This window comes from Spirosoma sp. 209 (genome assembly GCF_002006735.1).
Taxonomy (GTDB): domain Bacteria; phylum Bacteroidota; class Bacteroidia; order Cytophagales; family Spirosomataceae; genus Spirosoma; species Spirosoma sordidisoli.
In genome coordinates this window covers 216649-240771 of record NZ_MVEC01000023.1, presented here as the reverse complement: position 1 = coordinate 240771, position 24123 = coordinate 216649, and the positions used below count along the sequence as shown (strand labels likewise).

Annotated in this window: 14 protein-coding genes; 6 read left to right on the top strand and 8 right to left on the bottom strand. The window is 56.2% G+C overall.

Translation table 11 applies throughout. The features are described 5' to 3' along the window. Window positions 1-34: 34 nt before the first annotated feature. The gene (locus B1C80_RS26040; RefSeq protein WP_077924114.1) at window positions 35-3577 is read right to left on the bottom strand and encodes a PAS domain-containing protein; all 3543 of its coding nucleotides are present in this window, start codon (window positions 3575-3577) and stop codon (window positions 35-37) included. A 133-nt stretch (window positions 3578-3710) separates the two neighbouring features. On the opposite strand from B1C80_RS26040, the gene B1C80_RS26035 reads away from it, so the two are divergent. The 3 genes from B1C80_RS26035 to B1C80_RS26025 all read left to right on the top strand — a co-directional run bounded on the left by B1C80_RS26035 (window position 3711) and on the right by B1C80_RS26025 (window position 10036). After that, window positions 3711-6215 carry a prolyl oligopeptidase family serine peptidase gene (locus B1C80_RS26035; protein ID WP_077924113.1) on the top strand — a complete coding sequence of 835 codons (2505 nt, stop codon included), beginning with the start codon at window positions 3711-3713 and terminating at the stop codon, window positions 6213-6215. Between the two features lie 186 nt (window positions 6216-6401). Then, window positions 6402-8816 (top strand): endonuclease MutS2, encoded by a 2415-nt coding sequence (locus B1C80_RS26030; protein ID WP_077924112.1) that lies wholly within the window; start codon window positions 6402-6404, stop codon window positions 8814-8816. A gap of 182 nt (window positions 8817-8998) precedes the next feature. Continuing rightward, entirely contained in the window at window positions 8999-10036 is a 1038-nt protein-coding gene (locus B1C80_RS26025) for a S9 family peptidase (protein ID WP_077924111.1), read from the top strand. 65 nt (window positions 10037-10101) lie between these two features. Here the strand turns inward: B1C80_RS26025 and B1C80_RS26020 are convergent, their stop codons facing one another. The 4 genes from B1C80_RS26020 to B1C80_RS26000 all read right to left on the bottom strand — a co-directional run bounded on the left by B1C80_RS26020 (window position 10102) and on the right by B1C80_RS26000 (window position 14456). Continuing rightward, on the bottom strand, window positions 10102-10422 hold the full coding sequence (locus B1C80_RS26020; RefSeq protein WP_077924110.1) for a multidrug efflux SMR transporter: 321 nt from the start codon (window positions 10420-10422) through the stop codon (window positions 10102-10104). A 143-nt stretch (window positions 10423-10565) separates the two neighbouring features. Then, complete coding sequence (locus tag B1C80_RS26015) at window positions 10566-11621, bottom strand: sugar phosphate isomerase/epimerase (protein ID WP_077924109.1); 1056 nt, start codon at window positions 11619-11621, stop codon at window positions 10566-10568. Between the two features lie 477 nt (window positions 11622-12098). Beyond that, on the bottom strand, window positions 12099-13247 hold the full coding sequence (locus B1C80_RS26005) for a Gfo/Idh/MocA family protein (protein WP_077924108.1): 1149 nt from the start codon (window positions 13245-13247) through the stop codon (window positions 12099-12101). A 72-nt stretch (window positions 13248-13319) separates the two neighbouring features. Further along, window positions 13320-14456, bottom strand: a complete 1137-nt coding sequence (locus B1C80_RS26000; protein WP_077924145.1) for a Gfo/Idh/MocA family protein — start codon at window positions 14454-14456, stop codon at window positions 13320-13322. A 224-nt stretch (window positions 14457-14680) separates the two neighbouring features. On the opposite strand from B1C80_RS26000, the gene B1C80_RS25995 reads away from it, so the two are divergent. Next, complete coding sequence (locus B1C80_RS25995) at window positions 14681-15931, top strand: sugar MFS transporter (RefSeq protein ID WP_077924107.1); 1251 nt, start codon at window positions 14681-14683, stop codon at window positions 15929-15931. A 183-nt stretch (window positions 15932-16114) separates the two neighbouring features. Here B1C80_RS25995 and B1C80_RS25990 read toward each other — a convergent pair whose 3' ends face one another. The 3 genes from B1C80_RS25990 to B1C80_RS25980 form a co-directional block, all read right to left on the bottom strand. Continuing rightward, window positions 16115-16693: an HD domain-containing protein gene (locus tag B1C80_RS25990; protein ID WP_077924106.1), complete on the bottom strand. Its 579-nt coding sequence runs from the start codon at window positions 16691-16693 to the stop codon at window positions 16115-16117. Window positions 16694-16997: 304 nt separating this feature from the next. Continuing rightward, complete coding sequence (locus B1C80_RS25985; protein WP_077924105.1) at window positions 16998-18467, bottom strand: NAD(P)/FAD-dependent oxidoreductase; 1470 nt, start codon at window positions 18465-18467, stop codon at window positions 16998-17000. 20 nt (window positions 18468-18487) lie between these two features. After that, complete coding sequence (locus tag B1C80_RS25980) at window positions 18488-19396, bottom strand: LEA type 2 family protein (protein WP_077924104.1); 909 nt, start codon at window positions 19394-19396, stop codon at window positions 18488-18490. A 226-nt stretch (window positions 19397-19622) separates the two neighbouring features. On the opposite strand from B1C80_RS25980, the gene B1C80_RS25975 reads away from it, so the two are divergent. Both B1C80_RS25975 and B1C80_RS25970 read left to right on the top strand, forming a co-directional pair. Beyond that, complete coding sequence (locus B1C80_RS25975; protein WP_236648930.1) at window positions 19623-20432, top strand: META domain-containing protein; 810 nt, start codon at window positions 19623-19625, stop codon at window positions 20430-20432. Window positions 20433-20626: 194 nt separating this feature from the next. Further along, window positions 20627-24055: a ThuA domain-containing protein gene (locus B1C80_RS25970; protein WP_077924103.1), complete on the top strand. Its 3429-nt coding sequence runs from the start codon at window positions 20627-20629 to the stop codon at window positions 24053-24055. The last annotated feature ends 68 nt before the right edge of the window (window positions 24056-24123 follow it).

Below are 24123 nucleotides of genomic sequence, written 5' to 3'. Positions count from 1 at the left end.
GGAGGATAAGCTATTCAACAGTCTACAATTCGGGTTAAGCCGGGAGCAGAATGGAGAACGTAGCCCCCTGGCCCGGTCGTCCGTCGGCCTGTATATAGCCGTGGTGGTTCTCGACTACTTTCTGCACGATAGCCAACCCAATACCCGTTCCCTGGTATTCGCTCCGGCCGTGGAGCCGCTGAAAAACCTGAAAAATCCGATCGGCCTGGCGCGGGTCGAATCCGATGCCGTTGTCTGACACGTCGATCCGGCAAAACCACCGGCCTTCGTCGGCTACCGACACCGGCAGGCCCGCGTGTTTGCCGCGTACCATCTGGCCCGTAATGATCACTTCCGGCATCTGGTCAGGCCTCGTGAACTTGAGCGAATTGCTGACCAGATTCTGAAACAGCTGCCGTAGCTGAAGACCATCGCCCGGAACGGTGGGCAACGGGTGTACCTGAATATGCGCCCGTTTGTCGGCAATGGCCGTTTCCAGATCGATCAGCACATCGTCGATGAGTGGGTTTAGCTCTACAGGCTCAACCTCTTCGCGTTTGGTCGCCACGCGCGAGTAGGCCAGCACGTCCTTTATGAGCACCTGCATACGGGCTGCGGCCGACTGCATACGCCGGATCATATCCACGCCTTCGGCATCCATAACGCCGACGTACTTCGTCTGAATGATATCGCCAAAAGCCTGAATTTTACGAAGCGGTTCCTGCAGGTCGTGGCTGGCTACGTAGGCAAACTGTTCCAGGTTCCGGTTCGACCGCTGAAGATCCACTACCGACGCCTGTAGTTGCTGCTGGAGCAGTTTGAGCGGGGTGTAATCGCCAAACGTAACCAGTACCTCATCGCCCATTTTGGTGGTGAGGATATCGAGCCATACGTCGATTCCGTCGGTATTGTAATGAAAATCGAACCGCTGCGGCTCGCCGGTCACGTAGGTTTTGTGGTAGGCATCGAACAGGCCGTTACTTTGGTAGCCTGGGAACCATGTGCTGCCCAGCGCCCCGACCACAGCCGCCGGGTCCTGCCCGACATACGAAGCGAGCTGCCGGTTGGCCACCCGAAAGCGGAAATCAACGACCTGCCCCGATTTGTCATGTACAGGACTGAACAGGAATATACCCGTCTGCGACGTGTCGATAACCGTTTGCAGCTCAACGGCCGACCGCTCAATAAGCTGGGAAGCCCGTTTTACGGCCGACACATCCGAGAAGGTAACCACAAAGCCATCGCCCAGTTTCTGGGCCGACACATCGATCCAGAAGTCGAGCCCGTCATGATTATAGTGCAGTTCCGTACGCGTCGGCTCGCCCGTTTCGGTGGTATTCACGTACATAGCAAACAGGCCACTCTCTACGTTACCCGGAAACAGATTCAGCAGCGTATGACGCTTGATAAAGTCGACGGGGTAGCCAACCAGCTGTTCGCTGGCCTGGTTAACCGTAACGTAGCCGAAGTCAACAATCGCCCCCTCCTCGTTCCGGATGGCTTCGAACGACATGATGCCGCTGTTGGAGCTGTTGAGCACACTGTCGAGCAGGTCGGCCTGGCGTTTGGTTTCGGCTGCCTGCCGTTCTACGGCCAGCTGAGCCTGCTTGAGGTCGGTAAAGTTGGTGAACGTAACCAGTACATCCTGCCCAAACTTCATAGCGTGTACATCGAACCAGAGATCGAACCCGTCAACATCGTAATGAATGCTGAATCGCTGTTCCTCGCCGGTATCAAACGTATACCGGTAGCGTTCGAACAGGCCCGTTTCGCGGTAGCTGGTAAACCATGCTGACGCTATGGCACCCGTTAGCACCTCGGGCGTCTGACCCACCATGGCAGCCACCATCCGGTTGATGGTTTTGAACCGAAAATCAACGTGCCGGCCTGCTTCGTCATAAACCGGGCTGAAGACGAATATTCCCGTTGGCGAACGATCGATAACGGCCTGCAGGTCGGCTGCCGCCTGTTTCAGGGCTTGCTGGGCACGCCGGACTTCGGTGGTATTGGCAAAGGTAAGTACCACCTGTTCGCCCTGCCGAACCGACGACACTTCGAACCACCCCTTCAGGACCTCGTCTTCGTAGTAGTTCTCCGCACGCCGTTGCTCACCGGTTGCCAGCGTCTCACAATACAGTGCGAAGAAGCCTGCCTGCCGATAGCCCGGGTACACGTCCTGCATGGTTCGGCCAATGGCCTGCACCGGATCAGCGCCGGTGAGCTGCTCTACGGCCCGGTTGGCAGCCAGAATCCGGAAATCAACGACCGCACCCGGCTCATTACCCGTTGCCGGCTCCCGGATCGGCTCCAGCAATAATACGCCGTTGATGGCCCCATCGAGCATGGTGTGCATCAGTTCGGCCTGGGCTTTGTTGGCAGCGGCAGCCTGTTCAAGCGCCAGCTGCGCGTATTTTTCGGCCGACACGTTCGAAAAGGTGATGACCAGCTCCTCGTCGGCGAGTTTACGGGTATTTACGTTTAGCCATTGGCTGAGCCGTCCGTCGTCGTAATACGTTTCAACAACTTGCGGCTGTCCCGTCTCTATGGTTTTGACAAAGGCGTCGAATAAGCCCGACTCGCGCAGGTTCGGATGCAGCTCAAGATCGCGCTGCCCGACCAGCGCGTCGACCGTTGACTGCGAGATCGTGGCGGCCTGCTGGTTCGCCGACAAGACCAGGAAATCGACAATGTCGCCCTCGGCGTTACGGATCGCGCGTTCGGCGACGATGCCGTTCGACGATGCGTCGAGTAATTTATTGAGGAAGTTGGCCTGCCGTTCTTTCTGAACAGCCGCCTGGTGCTGCTCGGTAACGTCGGTATAAGTGACCACCAGCCCATCGTAGAACGGCGACAAGGTGATATCGAGCCATATACCATGGCCATCCAGTTCATACCATGTTTCGAACCGATGCGGCTCACGGGTTTCGGTCACCCGTACATACTGATCGAACAACCCATGTTCACGAATTCCCGGAAATACGTCCGAAGCGCGCTTCCCAACGAGGTCTCCTACACTCTTGCCGCGCAGAGCCGCCCCTACTTTATTGATTGCAATGACTTTGAAATAGTCTACCCGGCCGGCCTCATCGCGAACGGCTTCCAGGGTTTTGATACCGCTGGCTGAGCTATCCAGCACACTGTTGAGCAGGTCGGCCTGGCGTTTGCTCGCGCGCGACTGCTCTTCCAGGGCCTGCTGATTCTGCCGGGCCAGGGTAATATCGTTGAAGGTAATGACAAATCCATCGGCCAGCTTGACAACGGCCATGTCGTACCAGAGCAGCTGATCGCCATCTGGGTAAGGCGTCTCAAAGCGGGCGGGCTCGCCGGTATCGACAACCTGAACGAAGATGTCGAACAGCCCTCCTTCTTTCACCCCCGGCAGCTGGTCCAGCATAGGCTCACCGATCACCGCATCAGTCAGCCCCAGCATGCGTTTGGCCGCTTTATTGAGCCGAATAAATTTGAAGTCGATAATCTGGCCCGTCTGATCACGAACGGACTCATAAGTAATAATACCGTTTAATGATGCATTCAGGATGCCATCCAGTTGCTCAGTAAGTTCAGCGAGTGATTGGTGATCAGTGGAATCCGTTAGCATAGCAGGTAAAATCCCAAAAATTCAGATTGGGTAACGTAGAACGCGATAGCAAGTTATCATTTTTTATGGACAGTATCGTTTTTGCCGTTTCTGTGGCTAATTTTATACTCACGCTAACCTAAAAACTCAACTCATGTCCTTATTTACGACGATTTCTGACCTGTCGCGGTCGGTAGGCAAAGCCCGTTTTGCGCTGACCCTGTCTGGCCTGCTGCTACAGGCCGGACTGGCGGGCGCTCAGGATACGCCGACGTATCAGACACCACCCAAAGCGCTGGCCGATCTGGTGACGATGCCGCCCACGCCGACGGTCAGTCTGTCTGACAAAGGTGATGTCATGGTCATTCTGGAGCAGGCCTCAGCGCCCGGCATTGCCGAACTGGCCCAACCGGAACTCAAACTGGCCGGTCTGCGCATGAACCCGGCCAATAACGGCCCCAGCCGCATGCGCTACATCACGGGCCTGAAAATTAAAAAACTGAACGCCAGGGAAGAAACACCCGTAACGGGGCTGCCGGCGTCGGCGCTGATCAGCTACGTACAGTGGTCGCCCGACTACAGCAAGATTGCCTTTGCCAACTCCACCGACGAACGAATCGATCTGTACGTGGCCGATGTAGCGACGGCCAAAGCGACCAAAGTAGGGAGTGCGGCTCTCAACGCGACCATGGGTATCCCTTTCCGCTGGCTGTCTGACAGTCGGGCGCTGATTGTGAAGACCGTGCCGGCTGGTCGGGGCAATACGCCTGAAATGAGCCGTGTGCCCGCCGGACCTACCACCCAGGCCAACATTGGTGGTAAACGCGGGCAGGCACCTACCTATCAGGATTTGCTCAAAAGCCCGTCTGACGAGAAACAGTTTGCCTATTACACCACCGCCCAGGTGGTGCGGCTCAGCCTCGACGGACAGGCAACGCCCATCGGCCAACCCGGCATCATTGCCTCGGCCGACCCATCGCCGGATGGTAAGTACGTCATGATCGAAACCGTTCATACGCCCTTCTCCTACCTGGTGCCTGTTTACCGGTTTCCGCTGCGTACTGACGTATATGCCAGTACGGGTGCACTCATAAAAACCCTGAACGACGGCCCCCTGCAGGAAAGCGTACCCTATAGCCCCGATGGAGCGCCGACGGGTCCGCGCGAGTTTGCGTGGCGGGCCGACGCCCCGGCCTCAGTCTACTACACCGTAGCGCAGGACAACGGCGACCCCAAAGTAAAAGCCGACGTACGGGACAAGGTATTTCTGGTCGAAGCGCCTTTTTCGGGACAGCCTCGCGAAATATACGCGGCACAATACCGGTTCGAAGGCTTTGAGTGGGGCAACGAAACCATGGCCCTGGCTACCGAACGCTGGTGGCAGACGCGCAAGATGCTGACCCGTACCGTAAACCCGACCAGCTGGCAGGCAGCCACCCTGTTCGACCGGTCATACGAAGATCGGTACAGCAACCCCGGCCAGCCCGACACGCGCCATAACCAGTACGGTCGTGAAGTACTGAACCTGCTGGCCAACAACGAGATTCTGATGCTGAACGGGCAGGGAGCCTCGCCCGAAGGCGACCGTCCGTTTGTGAGCCTGCTCAACCTGAAGACCAAACAAACCCGCGAACTGTGGCGGTCGGCAGCGCCCTACTTCGAGCGGCCCGTTGCCGTTCTGGACGCAGCCCGGCAGGTAATCCTGACCACCCGCGAAACACCCGACGAGAACCCGAACTACTTTGTCCGCAACCTCAAGGCCCGCATAGCACCGGTTCAGGTAACGGCTTTCCCGCACCCCTACCCGCAGCTGAAAGGCGTTCAGAAGCAACAGCTTCGCTACAAACGGGCCGACGGCGTTGACCTGACGGCTACGCTGTATCTGCCAGCTGGCTACAAGAAAGAGCAGGGGCCGCTGCCTACCTTCCTGTGGGCCTACCCGGCAGAGTTCAAGAGCAAAGACGCGGCCGGACAGGTGTCGGGTTCGCCCTACCAGTTCAACCGGATCAGCTACTGGGGTGCTGCGGCCTTTGTAACCATGGGCTATGCTATTCTCGATAACGCCAGCATCCCCATCGTGGGCGAAGGCGACAAGGAGCCGAACGATACCTACGTTGAGCAGCTCGTCAGCAGCGCCAAAGCGGCCATCGACGAAGGGGTTCGGCTGGGCGTGGTCGACTCGAGTCGCGTAGGCGTGGGCGGTCACTCGTACGGAGCCTTTATGACGGCGAACCTGCTCTCGCACAGCAAGCTGTTCAAAGCCGGTATTGCCCGCAGTGGCGCCTACAACCGTACGCTGACGCCCTTCGGCTTCCAGAACGAACAGCGTACCTACTGGCAGGCGCCGGAGGTGTATAACACGATGTCGCCGTTCATGAATGCCGACAAAGTGAAAACGCCGATTCTGCTGGTTCATGGCGAAGCCGACAACAATACCGGCACATTCCCGATCCAGTCAGAACGCTACTACAACGCGCTCAAGAGCTTCGGCGTAACCAGCAAACTGGTGCTGCTGCCGTACGAAAGTCACGGCTATACGGCTAAAGAATCGCTGTTGCATATGCTCTGGGAAATGAACGGCTGGCTCGAAGCCTACGTCAAAAACCCCAAGCCAGCCACAGCCGCTGGTCAGGCCGGTAAAGTAGGGGGCGGCAAGTAAGATGCCACCCGCTGATCGGGGTTGTTGAGAAACGGTTGAGCTGTTTCTTAACAACCCCGATTTTTTTGTATCTACCGGTCGGGCATCTGATGCGGCAAAACCGAACCCGCGCCCCCTGCTACATGTTGTGTATACAGGAGCAGCCTGTACGGCTCCATACCATCTGTTTTCTGCCTACGAACCCGAATGCTTTACCCCCAGACATTAGAACATAAATTAGGTTTCGACACCATCCGCCAGCACCTCAAAGACGCCTGCGTCAGCCCGCTGGGACAGGATTATGTCGAGAAAATTCGCTTTACCGATAACCTCTCGCTGATTGATAAACTCCTGCGCCAGACCGACGAATTTCGGCAGATTGTGCAGTTTGAACCCGACTTCCCGAGCAGCAACTACATCGACGTACGGCCCCACCTGAACCGCGCCCGCATAGAAGGACTGGCGCTGACCGAAGCTGAGTTTTTTGACCTTAAGCTGGCCCTGCGCACCATTCAGGACTGTCTGAAGTTCCTGTCCAAACGCGAAGAGAGTCAAACGTTCCCGTTCCTGCGTGAGCTGGCCGGACCGGTTGGCGTCGACAAAAAACTGACCGACGCCCTCGAACGCGTCATCGACGACCGGGGCAACGTCCGCGATTCGGCCTCGCCCGAGCTGGCCCAGATTCGTCGGCGGATCATTGGCGAACAGGCCAACCTGCGCAAACGGCTCGACAGCATTCTGCGTCAGGCCCGGCAAAACGGCTGGATTCCCGACGACCTCAGCCTGACCGTACGCGGGGGCCGACTAGTCATCCCGATTGCGGCCGAACATAAACGCAAGATCAAAGGCTTTGTCCATGATGAGTCGCAGACGGGGCAGACCGTGTTCCTCGAGCCGGCCGAAGTGTTCGACGCCAACAACGAAATCCGCGAGCTGGAGTACGAAGAACGACGCGAGATTTACCGGATTCTGCTGGCCCTGACCGACCAGGTCCGGCCGCACCTCGATGATCTGAAACGAGCCATCAATTTCCTGGCCCAGATCGATTTCATCCGGGCCAAAGCCAAACTGGCCATTCAGCTGGACGCGGTGCTGCCCAGGCTCCACGAGCGGCCGTTCGTTAACTGGACCAGCGCGCGCCATCCGTTGCTTCACCTGTCGTTTCGGAAGCAAAACAAAACCGTAGTTCCGCTGGGCGTTCGGCTCGACGAAAAAGCGCGGATTCTGATCATCTCCGGCCCCAACGCGGGCGGTAAGTCCGTTGCGCTCAAAACCATCGGGCTGGTTCAGTACATGCTGCAGTGCGGCCTGCTGGTTCCCATGGCCGATTATTCGGAGATGGGCATCTTCCAGAACCTGTTCATCGACATTGGGGATGAGCAATCGCTGGAGAACGACCTCAGTACGTACTCGTCGCACCTGACGGCCATGAAGCAGTTCGTGATCGGGGCCAACAAACGCACGCTTTTCCTGATCGATGAGTTCGGAACGGGTACCGAGCCGGGCCTGGGTGGAGCCATTGCCGAGTCGATTCTGGAAGACCTTAACAAATCGGGCGCTTACGGAGTCATCAACACCCACTACACCAACCTGAAGGTGTTTGCCGATAAAACCCCGGGCCTTATCAACGGCGCCATGCGCTTCGACGGGGAGCATCTGGAACCACTTTACCAGCTGGAAATTGGTCGGCCTGGCTCGTCGTTTGCGTTTGAAATCGCGCAGAAGATCGGCTTGCCCAAAGGCATCATCGACCGCGCTAAAGAGAAGCTGGGCAGTCAGCAGGTCAACTTCGAAAAACTGCTGAAAGAACTCGACATCGAGAAGCGCGTCTTCTCGGAAAAGAATCTCGAAATCAGCATCAATCAGCGTAAGGTAGCCCAGCAACTGGCCGAGTATACCGCCCTGAAAACCCGGCTCGATAACGAACAGAAGCAGCTGCTCAACGACGCCAAGCAGAAAGCCAAAGCCCTCGTGCAGGAAGCCAACCAGCGGATCGAGAACACCATCCGGGAGATCAAGGAAAACAAGGCCGAACGCGAAGCCACCAAACAGGTACGGCAGGAGCTCGAACGGTTCGATCAGAAAGAACTGAAACCCGAGCCGGTGGAGCTGGAAAAACCCAAACCCGAAGAGGAGTTCGAAGCCGATAACGGCGCCATCGCGGTCGGCAGCTACGTCCGGATTCAGGGCCAGAATACCATCGGCGAAGTGCTGTCGATTCGCGGCAAAGACGCCGAAATCCGGATTGGCGATCTGAAATCGAACATCAAGCTGAACCGACTCGAGAAGGTCAGCCGGAAAACCTTCGTGGCCGCCACCGAAACCCGAGACGACCGGCCACGCAGCCGGGGTGTCGACATGAACGAGAAGATGCAGAACTTCAGCTTCAACCTCGACATTCGAGGCAAACGGGGCGAAGAAGCCCTGGGCGAAGTAGACCGTTTCTTCGACGATGCGCTGATGCTCGGCTACCCTGAGTTGCGCATCGTACACGGCAAGGGCGACGGTATCCTGCGCACCCTGGTCCGGAACCACCTGCGCGGCTACAAACAGGTTGGCTCGATGCAGGACGAACATGCCGACCGGGGCGGGGCCGGTGTTACGATCGTAAAGATGAAGTAGCCCGCCGGCCAGCTATACTCCTCAACCACAAACCGCAGTTCGTTCGAGCTGCGGTTTGTGTGTATAGAGGTCTCCGAAACAGCCACCGGCCGACCGAAAAACTGGCGATTATGGTCAGAAAGTAATAGATTGTCAGCGGCTTATCCGGCCGTTCATGCATACAACCTTACTCTAATCGTCACATGCGCAACCTGTACCTTCTTGTTTTCTGTTTATGGGGCTTCATCGCCTACGCCCAGCAACCGGCCACCAACCCCGCCGACCTCACCGAACGCATCCGCAACCTCGAAGAAAAACTGGATTTTGCGCTGCAAACCCAGGACAAAAGCACCGATGATCTGCTGTGGTACCAGCGCGTAGGCGACGTTGCCCTTGTCGACAAAGTACGCTATACCAGCAAACCACCCCACGTGATCCGAAACCCGACCGGACAGGGTGCTACCAATCCGCTGGTTATTCCGGCCTATACGTTCATACCCCGCAAATACGCAGCCGACAAAAAGCTCCCGCTGATCGTGTTCGTTCATGGCGGGGTACATAGCGATTTTAACTCCAGCTACGCCCATATCGTCCGTGAACTGATCGAGCAGGGGTATATCATCATCGCGCCCGAATACCGGGGCAGCACGGGCTACGGCGGCTCGTTCTACAAACAGATCGACTACGGCGACTACGAAAACGATGACGTGCTGGCCGGCAAACGCTGGGCCGTTGAGAACCTGCCGCAGGTCGACCCGGACCGGGTAGGTATCATGGGCTGGAGCCATGGCGGCATGATTACCCTGATGAATGTCTTCGACCATGCCGACGACTATAAAGTAGCCTACGCAGGCGTTCCTGTCAGCGACATGATTGCGCGGATGGGCTACAAGAGCCAGAGTTACCGCAACGAATTTTCGGCCGCTACGCACATCGGAAAAGACGCAGCCGACAACGTGGCCGAATACCGGCGCCGGTCGCCGGTCTGGAACGCCCAGAAGCTGAAAACGCCCCTGCTCATCCATACCAATACCAACGACGAAGACGTGAACGTACTCGAAGTAGAATCGCTGATCAACGCCCTGAAGGCCAACGGCAAGAAGTTCGACTACAAGATCTATCAGGATGCGCCCGGCGGCCATATTTTCAACCGCATCGATACCCGGCTCGCTAAAGAGTCGCGCCAGGAGATTTACCGGTTTCTGGGTCGTCAGCTAACGCCCCCCAATGCAGTAAAGTAGGCATCATCAACGAGCCGCCCGCTAACCAGTGGGCGGCTCGCCTTGCCGGTTTACAGGGCATTCGTTCAGTGGGCCGACACCGTTTTCAGCCCGATGACCGAGCCGATCAGCAGCGCGATGAAGAACAACCGCCAGAAGTCGCCCGGCTCCCGGAAAAACAGTATCCCGATCAGCACCGTACCCACCGCGCCGATACCCGTCCAGACGGCGTAGGCCGTACCGAGCGGAATCGAGAGGGTGGCTTTGTTCAGAAAGTAAAAACTCAGGACCGCACATACCACAAACCCAGCCGCCCAGCCGGGTTTCTGAAAATTGTCAGATAGTTTGAGACAGGTCGTGAAGCCGACTTCAAAGAGTCCGGCCAGAATCAGCAGCAACCAGGCCATTGGATTATAAACGCATTAGTACGTATTGACAACCACCGCCCGGCCCCATTTGTCTGCAAAGGCCCGGCAATCCGCATAAAAAAGTGCCGGAAGCAACGCCCCCGGCACCCTTGAATTTGCCTGAATAAGTTATCAACAACCGCTTAGGGCAGGCCCAGCACTTTTTTGTTGAAGCTTTCGTCGGCTCCGGTGCCGGCGAAGTCGTCGAAGGCACGTTCGGTAACCCGGATGATGTGGCCATCGATAAAGGGCGCCCCTTCGGCCGCTCCCTGTTCAGGATGCTTCAGCGCACACTCCCACTCCAGCACGGCCCAGCCCTCGTAGTCGTACTGTGCCAGTTTGGAGAAGATACCCGAGAAATCGACCTGGCCGTCGCCCAGCGAACGGAACCGCCCGGCGCGTTCTACCCAGCCCTGGAAACCACCGTATACGCCCTGCTTACCGGTTGGGTTAAACTCGGCATCTTTTACGTGGTACGCGTAGATCCGCTCGTGGTAGAAGTCGATGAACTGCAGGTAATCGAGTTGTTGCAGCAGGAAGTGGCTCGGGTCGTAGTTGATACCGGCCCGCGGGTGGTTATTCACCTTCTCCAGGAACATCTCGAACGTAATGCCATCGTGCAGGTCTTCGCCGGGGTGCAGCTCATAGCCCACGTTGACGCCTGCCTCATCGAAGGCATTCAGGATGGGGAGCCAGCGGTTGGCCAGTTCGGTAAAGCCCGTCTCGACCAGTCCGGCCGGCCGTTGTGGCCAGGGGTACATAAACGGCCACAGCAGCGCCCCCGAGAAGGTGACGTGGCTCGTCAGACCGAGGTTTTTCGAGGCTTTGGCCGCCAGCATCAGCTGATCAACGGCCCAGGCCTGCTGTTCGGTTGGTTTACCAGCCAGTTCAGCCGGGCCAAAGCCGTCGAACATGGGGCCGTAGGCGGGGTGTACCGCTACCAGCTGCCCCTGCAGGTGGGTCGACAGTTCGGTGATTTCGACACCGATGTCGCCGAGTTTGCCTTTCAGTTCATCGCAATAGGTCTGGCTTTCGGCCGCCTGCTTCAGATCAATGACGCGCGGGTCCCAGGTGGGCAGCTGAATGCCCTTATACCCCAGGTCTGCCATGTATCTGGCAATGGTATCCAGCGAATTAAAGGGGGCGGCATCGCCCAGAAACTGAGCCAAAAAAATGCCGGGGCCTTTCATTGTTTTCATCCTTTATTGAGCGAGTTAGTGATTGTGTGATTGTGTGATTGTGTGATGACTACGAGCCGCTATTGGCGCTACTACGCGCTTTGGATAGTATCTTCAACAACTGATAGCCCTCATTCATCAAATCACTCAATCGTGTTTCAGATACTATTTCTGTAAAAATTAACATCTCCAGCCAAAAGAGCGACTCGTCTAATTACTCAACGACAATGCTGAGCTTAACGAAAAACTCATTCTGGCTACGGGCACGGCGAACAGCGCGGTATTTGGCAGCAGATGAAGATGATGACCGTATCAATTGCTTACCAAAATATGAGCTTCGTAAGCATGGGGAAGAGCCCGGGAAACCCGAACACAACGAAGCATGAACGTTTTCAGACATTGCTCCATGTTGTCAGCAAATTCACCTTTATCCAGTCTGGCAGGCTCCATAATTATGCCTAGGTCAGCGTCGTCGCGCTCAATCGCTCATTCACCCAATCACTCAATGGTTACCCACCCCTGGCTGCGGTTGCTTTCCAGAATTTTTTCGCAGATGAGCAGTTCGCGGTACCCGTCGGCGAACGTCGGATACGTCGGGTTCTCGGGTTGTTTACCGGCTTCGATGGCTGCGTAGACTTCTTTGAACATCTGTTTCGACGTATCGGGAAAGCCTTCGTTATGCCCACCGGGGAAGCTGATGACCGAGCGCGCTTCGGCATGAACCAGCGACGGATCGTCGGTCATGGTCTGGTTGTACCCATCGCGGTTACCGATCCAGAGCTGGTTTGGCGACTCCGAATCGAAGGCGAAGGTTTTCTTCGAACCTGAAATTTCGATCTTCAGCTGGTTCTTGCGACCGGCCGATACCTGCGAAACCGTAATGACGCCCCGGTTGCCATTGTCGAACCGCAGCAGCACGTTGGCATGATCTTCGGTGTTGATCGGCACATCGGCATAATCTTCCGGCTGCAGCATCTTGCCCGAGTACGTCTCAACGGGCTTCAGGGGCTTCTTACGGGTTTTGTGAACCGTATTGAAGTCGGCCAGTACGGCTACCGTTTTTACTCCGGTCACGTATTCGAGCAGGTCCATCAGGTGCGAACCGATGTCGGCAATAGCCCGCGAATCGCCCGATTTGTCGGGTTCGAGCCGCCAGTTGTAGTCGGTATTGTAAAAGAGCCAGTCCTGGAGGTACGAGCCAATAATGCTGTACACATCGCCCAGCTCACCTTTCTCACGCATGACCTTCATCTGCCGAACCAGCGGGTAATAACGCAGGTTGAAATGAACGGCATTGACCAGCCCCGTTTCTTTAGCCAGCTGTACGAGCTCCTCGGCTTCGTGCAGATCTTTGGCCAGCGGCTTTTCGCAGATCACGTGCTTACCGGCCAGCAAAGCGGCTTTCGACTGCTGATAGTGCAGGAAGTTGGGCGTGCAGATGTGTACCACCTGGATATCATCCATCTTGAGCAACTCCTCAAACGTAGCCGATCGCTCAATACCGAGCTGATCGGCCTTCTGACGGGCCAGCTCCGGCGTTACTTCGCAAAGAGCCAGTACATTCGTGTTGGGCAGGCGACGGAGGGCTTCGATATGCGCCGGTCCGATGAATCCGGTGCCGACGACACCGATGTTGATTTTTTGCATGAAAGGTAGTCCCGAAGCTCCAGCTTCGGTTGAGGTTTGGTGTTTGTTACAGCCGAAGCTGGAGCTCCGGTTTTACTCAACAAATTTGGTCCACTTGGTAGAGTCGTTCTGGCTGGAGGCTATCACGGTATCGATAAAAGCCAGCCCGCGCACGCCATCATAGACCGTTGGGAAGTCATAGAGCGGATCGGCCGGCCGACCTTCCATATGCGCCCGAACGGCGTAGGCAAAGTTGCGGTAAATGTTGGCAAAAGCCTCAAAAAATCCTTCCGGATGGCCCGCGGGCAGTCGACCGTGCGCTTTGGCAGCCGCCGACAAATCACCCACCGACGGGCGAATGATGCGCTGGCTTTCCTGCGTCTTGTAGAGGAGGGTGTTGGGTTCCATCTGGCGCCACTCGAGGCCGCCCAGTTCACCGTATACGTAGATTTTCAGGGAGTTTTCTTCGCCGTTGCTGATCTGGCTGGCGTGCAGAACCCCTTTGGCACCCCCTTCGAAGCGCAGCAGCACATTGCCATCGTCATCCAGCTGACGGCCCGGCACGAAGGTGCTCAGGTCGGCGCATAGTTCACTGATTTTTAGTCCGGTGATGTACTCGGCCAGGTTTTCAGCATGAGTACCGATGTCGCCCATGGCCCCGGCCGCACCCGACCGCGCCGGATCTGTACGCCAGATTGCCTGTTTGTAGTCGTTGTGCTCTTCATCTTTCGAGAGCCAGCCCTGCGGGTATTCGACAACAACCTTCCGGATCGGACCCAGCTTGCCGTTGCGCACCATGTCGCGGGCTTCTTTCACCATCGGGTAGCCGGTATAATTGTGGGTCAGGCCGAACACCAGACCGGTTTTTTCCACAATGGTTACTAGGTCTTTGGCTTCCTGCAGGTTGAGGGTCATCGGCTTATCGCAGATGACGTGAAACCCGTTTTCCAGTGCCATTTTGGCGGCCGGGAAGTGCAGGTGGTTGGGGGTAACGATACTGACAAAGTCAATACGGTCGCCTTCGGGCCGTTCCTTCTCGGCCAGGATCATCTGCTCGAACGAATCGTAGACCCGTTCGTCGGGCAGATAGAGTGCCCGACCGGTAGCTTTGGATTTTTCGGGCGACTGGCTGAAGCAGCCGGCCACCAGTTCAATTTCGTGGTCGAAGATAGCGGCCCGACGGTGTACAGCCCCGATGAAGGCGTCGAGGCTACCCCCTATCTGACCCATGCGCAGTTTGCGATGCATAACGAAGTTTTTTAAGTAAAGAGCCTGTTCGGGCCGGTTTACCCGTTGTTCGGCGTGAACAATTTTCGGGGCGGAAATTAGCGGAATAACTTTTTTTTAGGAAATTTTGCACGAACGGACTACTTACAACAGGTAATTGCTACCATTAGACACCTTTTTTTGACAAACCATTTCGTTCTAATCTAAACCCCTAAAGTGTATTCCAAATGAACCTAACCATCAACCGTTCTCGGCTGTTCAACGCCAGTTGCTTCGCCCTGATCACTACCGCTATGTCATTTGGCATTCGGGCGGGTGTGTTAACTCAACTTCAAGAGTCGTTTTCTATCAGTGCAGAGCAGGTTGGATTTATCAACCAGATGGCCTTCCTGAGCTTTGCCGTAGCAGCCGTTGTTGGTGGCCCTATTTATAATATCATAGGCCCGCAACGCATTGCCTGGGTAGCGTTTGCAAGCCACATTGTTGGCCTTGGCCTAACGGTATCGGCAACCAGCTACGAGATGCTTCTGGTGGCTACATTTATCCTAGGCTTCGGGAATGGCATGGTCGAGGCAGCCTGTAATCCGTTAATTGCCAGCATGTACAGTGGCAATGAAACCACCAAAATGCTGAACCGTTTTCACATGTGGTATCCCGGTGGTATTGTAATCGGCAGCCTGGTTTCACAGTTTATGACCAGCGTAAATTTGGATTGGCGGCTTCAGTTTGGGGTTATTTTCATTCCGACCCTGGCGTATGCGGCTATGTTTTTAGGGCAGCAGTTTCCGGTAACCCGGGTTGAGGGAGGCAGTTTGATCGGCCAAAACCTGAAGGCCATATTTTCACCCCTGTATCTGTTTATGCTGGCCTGCATGTCGTTGACGGCTATCTCTGAATTCGGTCCAAACCAGTGGATTGAGCCAATCATGAAGAATGCCGGTGCTAATCCAATGGCTATTCTGGCTATCGTAACGGGTCTGATGGCAGTAGGGCGCTTTTTTGCGGGTCCAATTGTTCACCGCCTGAACCCAACAGGCGTTTTGCTGGGGTCATCTATTTTTACCGCGATCGGTATTTACTCCATGAGCCAGGCCAGCGGTAGCATGATTTACGTATCGGCCATTATTTTTGCCATTGGCGTGTGCTATTTCTGGCCAACCATGCTTGGATTCGTAGCCGAATACATCCCGAAAGCAGGCGCTTTTGGCTTATCAATCATGGGTGGTATCGGCATGTTCTCCACGTCAATTTTTCAGCCGATTATTGGCAGTTGGTTAGATGCAGAACGCTCTAAGGTAGCAGGTCGGGGGTTGACAGGGCCTGAAGGTGACTTGATTGCAGGCCAGGCTACACTCGGCTACATGGTTACCTTCCCACTGATCCTGATTGTTGCTTTCAGCGTCCTCTGGTTCCTGATGCGCAACCGCAAGCCGGGCCACGTAGACGAAAGCGTCGTGCTGAACCAGCCGATCCAATAAGCAATCCGTTTATTCTATCATCAAAAAGCCCTACTGCTGATCAGCAGTAGGGCTTTTTGATGGTGCCCGATCAAGGTTGACATACTCGCCAGACAACCTGCCGTCCGGTTGCCCCCAATCCGGCAGAGGTCCGGAGTTGTATCCTATTGGCTCGCCTGACAGCGGCAACCAACTCCGGCCGACTTATACCAGGGCCCGTAGCGCATGCAATCGCTGTTCCTTAGCCGCTTGCCGGGTAGCAATGGCTGTGGGGGTCCAGTAGTGATGGCTGGCCAGAAAGCCAACCTGTATCTGGTTCCAGGCAGTCTCATCGGCCACCATATCCCGAACTTTCAGTTCTTCGAAAAGCGAGTGGGCAATGGGTTCGAAATCGGTGCGGCCCAGGTAATCCAGGTCAGCATCGCACAGGATCTCTTCCAGCTTGTTCTGAGGAGTTTGTGGGACGCGCGTGGCCATGATCATCCCGCAGATGGTCTCGATTTGCCTGTCATTGTAATCAAAATCGGGTAACACCTGCCGCACGTACACGCAGCCAGCTTCTTCGTGGCCCCGGTAGGTCGACAAAAAGCCCACATCATGAAACAAAGCCGCCGTATGGAGCAGCGTCAGCGACTCTTCGTCAGTGACGCCCTCGCCCTGAGCAATCCGATTGACGGCCTCCACTACGTCGCGCACATGATGCAGACCATGATAATGCAGGGTTGGCGATAGCCCGGCCCTCAGTCTGTCAATAATAAACTGTTCAATATCAACAAGATTCATGAATGGCTACGATCAACTATTCCGTATTTTTTTCAGCGAATGTAAGCGGAGAATCCAATATCCTACTGAAATAGTACCGGAATATCTGTAATTTAATTCAAGTAGCGATCCTCTCCGTACTACCAACACAACCGCCCGCACCAGGCAGACCAGTGAACCCGGACGGGTCAACCTAAGCGGTCGCAGCGGGGAGGTCATTCAGAATCCGTTTTCGGTCGCCTTTCGTGAACGCGTCAACGCCAGGCATAAAGGCGCTATCGATACGTATTGTATCGATAAATCACGGGCATACCGCTGGCGACACTCAATAGACCCACTTTACGGCCCGTTTCACCACGCCCGGCAAATTATCGAGTACGTAGTCAAGCCAGATCGATTTGTTGACCCGGCTGGCGGTAGGGTACGGGTATATTTTGTTGAAGAAATCGCCGACCGTAAGCTTCTTCTGTACCGCCAGAATCAGCTCCTGCGCCAGCTCACCCGCGTTGGGCGCAATGACCGTTCCACCCAGCAAGCGGGTTCCAAACGGGTTGAGGCCTTTGGGCTCGGTGAACAGGATCATTTTTGCGTATTCGTAGGCTTCAATGACAGCCCGATCGTCTTCGGCAAAATCATAGACAACCCGTTCGTAGCGGATGTTACGCTTCGTCAGCTCGTCTTCCTGGAGGCCGAAGGTTGCCACTTCGGGATCGGTGAAGGTTACCCAGGAGAAATGATCGTAACTCAGTTTTTTATCGAGCACCTGGCCCGGCGTCAGCAGGTTGGTCACCAGCGTTGACACGTGTAACTCGGCCGCGTGGGAGAAATAGCGGGTACCCGCTGGTGCCCCGGCAGCCGCGTCGCCAGCCGCAAAAACGTGCGGATTGGTTGTTTGCAGGAAGTCGTTGAGTCTGATCTGCCCTTTATCGTTCAGTTCGATACCCGCAGCCGGCAGGTTCAGGTCCCTGACGCTGGCTGTCCGGCCAACGGCTACCAGCACCGCATCGAACGGTAGGGTCTCGGTGGTGCCGTTTTGGCTCTCGATCCGGGCCGTATGCGGGTTGGGGAAGGCGGTTACCTGCTGCCCCAGCCGGAACGTGATCCCTTCGACCTCGAGCCGCTGCTGTAGCAACGCCGACACCTCGGGCAGCTCTTTGCTCAGAATCCGGTCTTCCTGCCCCACAACGGTTACCTGGCTCCCAAACCGCGCAAACGCCTGCCCCATCTCCATGGCAATGGGCCCGGCACCTACAATCAGCAAGCGGTTGGGCAAGCGGTCGAGCGAGAAAATGGTCTCGTTGGTATGTACCTCAACGGCTTCGACCCCGTCAGCCTTCAGCAACTGCGGCTTCGACCCGGTGCAGAGGACAATGTTTTTGGCCGACGTCCGTAGGGGTGGCCCGTCTTCGCTGGTCACTTCGATTTCCTGCCGGCCCACGAAGCGTGCCGTTCCCAGCGCCACATCGAGCCCTTCGGTATCGCGCAGGTAGGCCGCGTTTTCGTGGGTGCGGATGATGTCCTGCCGTTCCCGGACGTACTGCATTACGGCCCCCAGATCGGTAGCGCCCTGCATGGTCCAGCCAAACGGGCCGGAGCGCCGGGCGTTATGAATCATCCGGCTCACGTGGATCAGGGCTTTACTCGGTACGCAGCCATCGTTGAGGCAGTCGCCCCCGATACGCCGGTCTGATCGGTCAATGATAAGCACATCGAAGCCCAGGCGTTTCATGGCAATGGCCACACCCAGACCGGCCGAACCGGCTCCGATAGCAATTAAATCGTAGTGCGTCTTCATGGTGGTTGTCGGCCGGTCGGCTAGTCTTTTTTGAAGTCGGCCAGGGTTCCGCGAATGGTCGTGTTGAACTTGCTGTTTTTGAACGCCAGATTCCCGTTTTTATCGATGATTTTACACTGAAACGTCACCAGGAAAGGAGTGTCTTTTTTGTCGAACAGCATCTTGGGCAATAAACCCAGCGACTGCCCCGGCTTTACCGTTACCGGAAAAACAACGGGCGTGACGGCCTGTTGTTTGATCAAAATTGGTTCAGGCTGCTCCCCCTCCGCAATCTGCTTTCCGTCAATGGATACCGTGTAGCGCGTATCGGTGAAGTTGTACGGAAACCGGTTCCGGTTTTCGACGTTCACCTTCGCGGCCACATCCGTCCGCTTCAGGCCGAGTTTGCCGAAATCGATGTCTTTAATTTTGATGGTCGGAATGTAGTACGTAGGCAGCTTCTTCTCGATGGTCTGCGTGAACGTACGTTCGCCCAGAATCGGCACGTCGAGATCGAACGTGGCCCGAACCCCGTAGGTGGTACTGTCGATGCCTTTCTCATCGAGGGTTTTGAGCACCGTCATCAGTTTTTTATTCAGCAGCTTCATGGGCAGCGTAATGAACGTGCTGTCGCCCGACTCGACCTCGATGGGTTTGGCGTAGGTTTCTTCGACAATGGGCGTTTTGGCCATGTAGACCGTATACCGCAATCCAGTGGCCTTGAACCCTACCGGCAGCGGGTTATCGATCAGCATCTTCAGGGTCATATCGATCACATCGTCATCGATATTGGTGATATCGAGCGTGCTGACTTCCAGGCGTGGTTTGAGTGTGTTGTCATACGCGCCCCCTTCCGATTCGGCATTATTTTTCAGTCGGCTATACCAGATATAAGCGCCAATGACGCCGAGCAGCAGCAGCCCCAGGGCAATGATCCATCCTCTTTTCATAACGTTGTGTTAATAAGCTAACTTAACGATACACAGGCAATGACTGTTCAGAAGCCGTCCGAATTAATGAGACTGGCCGTAGCCATCAGCTTAGGGGCATAAATCGCCTGGTCAAACAGCTTCTCAGCCGGTTAAACTATTTACTCCGTTTTAAACCTAAAAGGCATCAAAGACATTATTAGTCAGGTAGGGACCGGTTGGTTTTCTGCCCATCTCAACTCCCGTCATGACACTGAGACTCGTTTTGGTTCTGTTGCTTATCAGTGCGGCATGCCGCAGGCCGTCGACCCGGTTAGGCGCGACGCTTACCCCAACCGGACAGGCGTCCCGACCGGTTTCGACCACGCCCCTCCCCCAGTTGGCCGACTACAGCTCCGCGCTGAAAGCCGGCCATGAACTCGTTGCAACCGGCACGGAGCCGTTCTGGTCGCTGACCATCAACCCTTCCAAAAACCGACTACAATTTTCGACCCTGACCGGCGACAGTCTGACGACAGCCGTACCGCCAATGACCGCGGGCCCGGACGGCAGTTTCCGGTATGAGACCGAAGCCGGCGCCGACCGCATCACCATTCAGTTCCGGCCCGACAGCTGCGTCAACGCCATGTCGGGCCAGCGCTACGATTACCGCGTAGCCATCTCGTACAAGCGTCAGAATTACGCGGGCTGTGGCGCGTCGCTCCGGCAGGTTGCCCTGCTCCAGGACATCTGGGTGCTGAAAACCCTGAACGGGAAACCTGTACAGGCCGCTGGCCCTCGCCAGGAAGTACCCCGGCTGGAGATCCAGCTAACCGAAGGCCGGGTTATGGGTACCACCGGCTGCAACCGCCTGAGCGGGCGCGTCAAGGCCGACACCCGACTCATTCAGTTTGGACCGCTGGCCGTAACGAAAATGGCCTGCCTCGACGAATCCGGCCGGACCGAGGGCGACTTCCTCGAAGCGCTCAGCCAGTCGCTCGCCTACAGCGTTACAAACGGCACCCTGACACTGCTGCGGGACAGCAAACCAATTATGACCTTCAGGAAGGTAGACTAGGTGGTTTACAGCCCGGTATAAAATGCGTAAACCCCGTCAAAAAAGCGGCAAAACGGGTATAAAACCTAGCCAACGAGCTTACTAGATCGGTGTCTTTTTGGTACATTTGTTTCTTGGTATAAGCCAATGTGGCTTTCCGTCCGGAACATAGCTTCCGTCGTACTGTTCCCAGTTACCCAATCAGGTATATCTCTATGAAAAATGAATGGCTCCCCTCCCGCTCATGGTTGCTGGCGGGTGCGCTGGCAGCGCTGTTGCCCGGTCTGAGCGATCAGGCACTGGCCCAGTCATCGGCCAAACCAGCAACCGCAGCCGTCAAACCGATGGCGCTGAACCGCGTGCTGGTCTTCTCCAAAACAAAAGGCTACCGGCACGGCTCAATCCCCGCCGGTAAACGCGCGATGGTTAAACTCGGTCAGGAGAACGGCTTTGCTGTCGACACCACCGAAGACGCCAGCCAGTTTACCGATGCCAACCTGAAACGCTACGGTGCCGTAATCTGGCTCAGCACCACCGGCGACGTGCTGGACGACGCCCAGCAGGCGGCTTTTGAGCGGTACATTCAGGCCGGGGGTGGCTACGTGGGCATCCACGCTGCGACCGACACAGAATACGGCTGGCCCTGGTACAACAAGCTGGCGGGCGGGCAGTTTGCCAGCCACCCCGGTAATCCGAACGTTCAGGAAGGCGAAGCGTATGTGGTCAATAAAGACCACGCGTCGATGTTTGGCTTCCCCGACCGCTGGAAAGTCAAAGACGAGTTCTACGACTTCAAGAACTTCAACACCGATGTGAACGTGCTCGTCAAGATTGATGAGAAAACGTACAAAGACGGAAAAATGGGCGATAACCACCCCATGTCGTGGTATCACGATTACGACGGCGGCAAAGCGTTCTACACCAATTTTGGTCACCCCGACGAAACGTTTGTCAACCCGGTTTATCTCAAGCATCTGATGGGCGGACTCAAATCCGTGATGGCTACCAGCCTGAAATACAGCCAGGCCAAAACCCAGCCCTATCCCGAAGAAAACCGGTTCGAGAAACAGGTACTCGTATCGAGCCTCGACGAACCGACCGAACTGGCGGTGCTGGACAACGGTAAAGTGCTGTTTGCCGAACGGAAAGGCGCGCTGAAGCTCTGGGACCCGAAAACCAAGGCGGTAAAAGTAGTGGCCAATTTCCCGGTCTATACCAAGTTCGAATACGGCCTGATGGGTATCAACATCGACCCGAACTTCAAACAGAACAAGTGGATTTATGCCTACTACTCGCCCGTTGCCCGGGCCGAAGCTCCCGGCGATACCGCCCAGCACTTGTCCCGCTTCGTGTACGACGACGTTCGGGATACCCTGCTGCTGAACACCGAAAAGGTGCTGCTGACCGTACCCGTCAAGCGCACCGACTGCTGCCATACCGGCGGTTCTATTGCGTGGGATCGTACGGGTAACCTCTACCTCTCGACCGGCGACGATACCAACCCCTTCAACTCTCAGGGGTTTGCGCCCATCGACGAGCGGCCGGGCCGGAGCGGCTGGGATGCCCGCCTGACCAGCAGCAATACCAACGACCTGCGCGGCAAAATCCTGCGCATCAAGCCAGAAGCCGACGGTACCTACTCTATACCGGAGGGCAACCTGTTTCCGAAAGGCAATCCCAAGGCCCGTCCGGAAATTTACGTGATGGGTAACCGTAACCCCTACCGCATTGCCGTTGACCAGCGTACGGGCTTCCTGTACTGGGGCGAAGTAGGGCCCGATGCTGGTGAAAACAGCCCCAAGAAAGGCCCACGGGGTCATGACGAGATCAACCAGGCGCGTAAGGCGGGCTACTACGGCTGGCCACTGTTCGTAGCCGACAACCGCGCCTATAACGCATACTCGTTCAAAGACAGCCTGTCGGGTCCGCTGTTCGATCCGATGAAGCCGATCAACGACTCGCCCCACAACACCGGTTTGCGCGAGTTGCCCCCGGCGCAGAAAGCGTTTATTTATTATCCCTATGCCGAGTCGCCCGAGTTTGGGGAGATTGTTGGCAAGGGTGGTCGTAACGGCATGGGCGGCCCGGTTTATTACTACGACGACTATCCGGAAACCCCCGTCAAATTCCCCCGCCACTACGACGGGAAGTTCTTCGCCTACGACTGGATGCGCGACTGGATCAACCCCGTTACCATGACTAAAGAGGGTGACTTCGTGAAAATGGAGCGGTTCATGCCCAGCGCCAAATTTTCGCACACCATCGACATGCAGTTCGCCAATGACGGTAGCCTCTATACGCTGGAATATGGCCAGCGCTGGTTTGCCGCCAACGACGATGCCCGCCTGAGCCGCATCACCTACAACGCCGGTAACCGCAGACCGGTAGTCGTAGCCTCTGCCAGCAAAATGGTGGGCGCGGCCCCGCTGACGGTGAAGTTCGACAGCAAAGGCACCACCGATTATGACGGCGACGCGCTGAAGTACGAATGGTCGTTTGGCAAAGGACTACCCAAACAAACCACCGCCAGCCCATCGGTAACGTTTGCCAAACCCGGTGTTTATCCGGCCGTTCTGAAAGTGACGGATGCTGCCGGTAACGTGGCCACTAAAACGATGGATATTCGGGTAGGGAACGATGAACCCAAAGTCGACCTGGCCGTGACCGGAAACCGCTCGTTTTACTTCCCCAACAAGCCGGTCAAATACGCCGTTAAAGTGGTTGATAAAGAAGACGGTACGCTCCAGAAAGGTATCAGCGCCGACGACGTGACGATGACGATCGACTACCTCGAAGGTTTCGATAAAACGATGCTGGCGCAGGGTCACCAGGCCAATACCAGTTTCTCGACCGGCAAACGCCTGATCGAACTGAGCGACTGTAAAGCCTGCCATGCCATCGACAAAAAGTCGATCGGACCGGCTTACCTCGATGTAGCCAAAAAATACAAAGGGGCGTTCCAGATCGAAGGCAAACTGGCCAACAAGATCATCAAAGGCGGGGGCGGTGTATGGGGCGAACAGGCCATGAGCGCACACCCGCAGCTCAAAGACAGCGAAGCAACCGAGATGGTCCGGTATATTCTGTCGCTGGCCGATGAGAAAACAGCCAACAAGCAGCCGGTAGCCGGTAACTACGTACCCGCCGATCAGAAGAAAGAGGGTGCCTACGTCCTGACGGCCTCGTATACCGACCGTGGTAACGGCACCATGGGCCCACTGACGGGAACAACCACACTGGCGCTGCGTAGTCCGAAGATCAAAGCCACCGCTGCCGATACGAAAAAGGATATCCGCGAAGTCGACATTCCCAAGCAGGGACCAGCCGCTTTCGGTACCAAATCGGGCAGCTACGTAGCCTTCAACGATATCGACATGACTGATATTCAGAGCCTGTCGGTGATGGCGTTTGCGCCGAACGAACGAGCCGCTGGTGGTAAGCTCGAGGCTCGTCTCGACTCGCCCACGGGTACGCTGATCGGTGAGGCCGATGTGAAACAGGGAACAACCGGTCCGGTAAGCCTGCCCTTCCGGCAGCCGGTGGCGGGCACTCACAAGCTGTATCTGATTTTTGTGAACCCATCGGCCGGGCAGAAACCCCTGTTCGCCGTTGATCGAGTACAGTTCTCCACCTCGGGTATGTAAGCGATTGCATTTCTACCTGACAAGAAAAGCCGGATTCTATCCGGCTTTTCTTGTTACAACCTGACAGG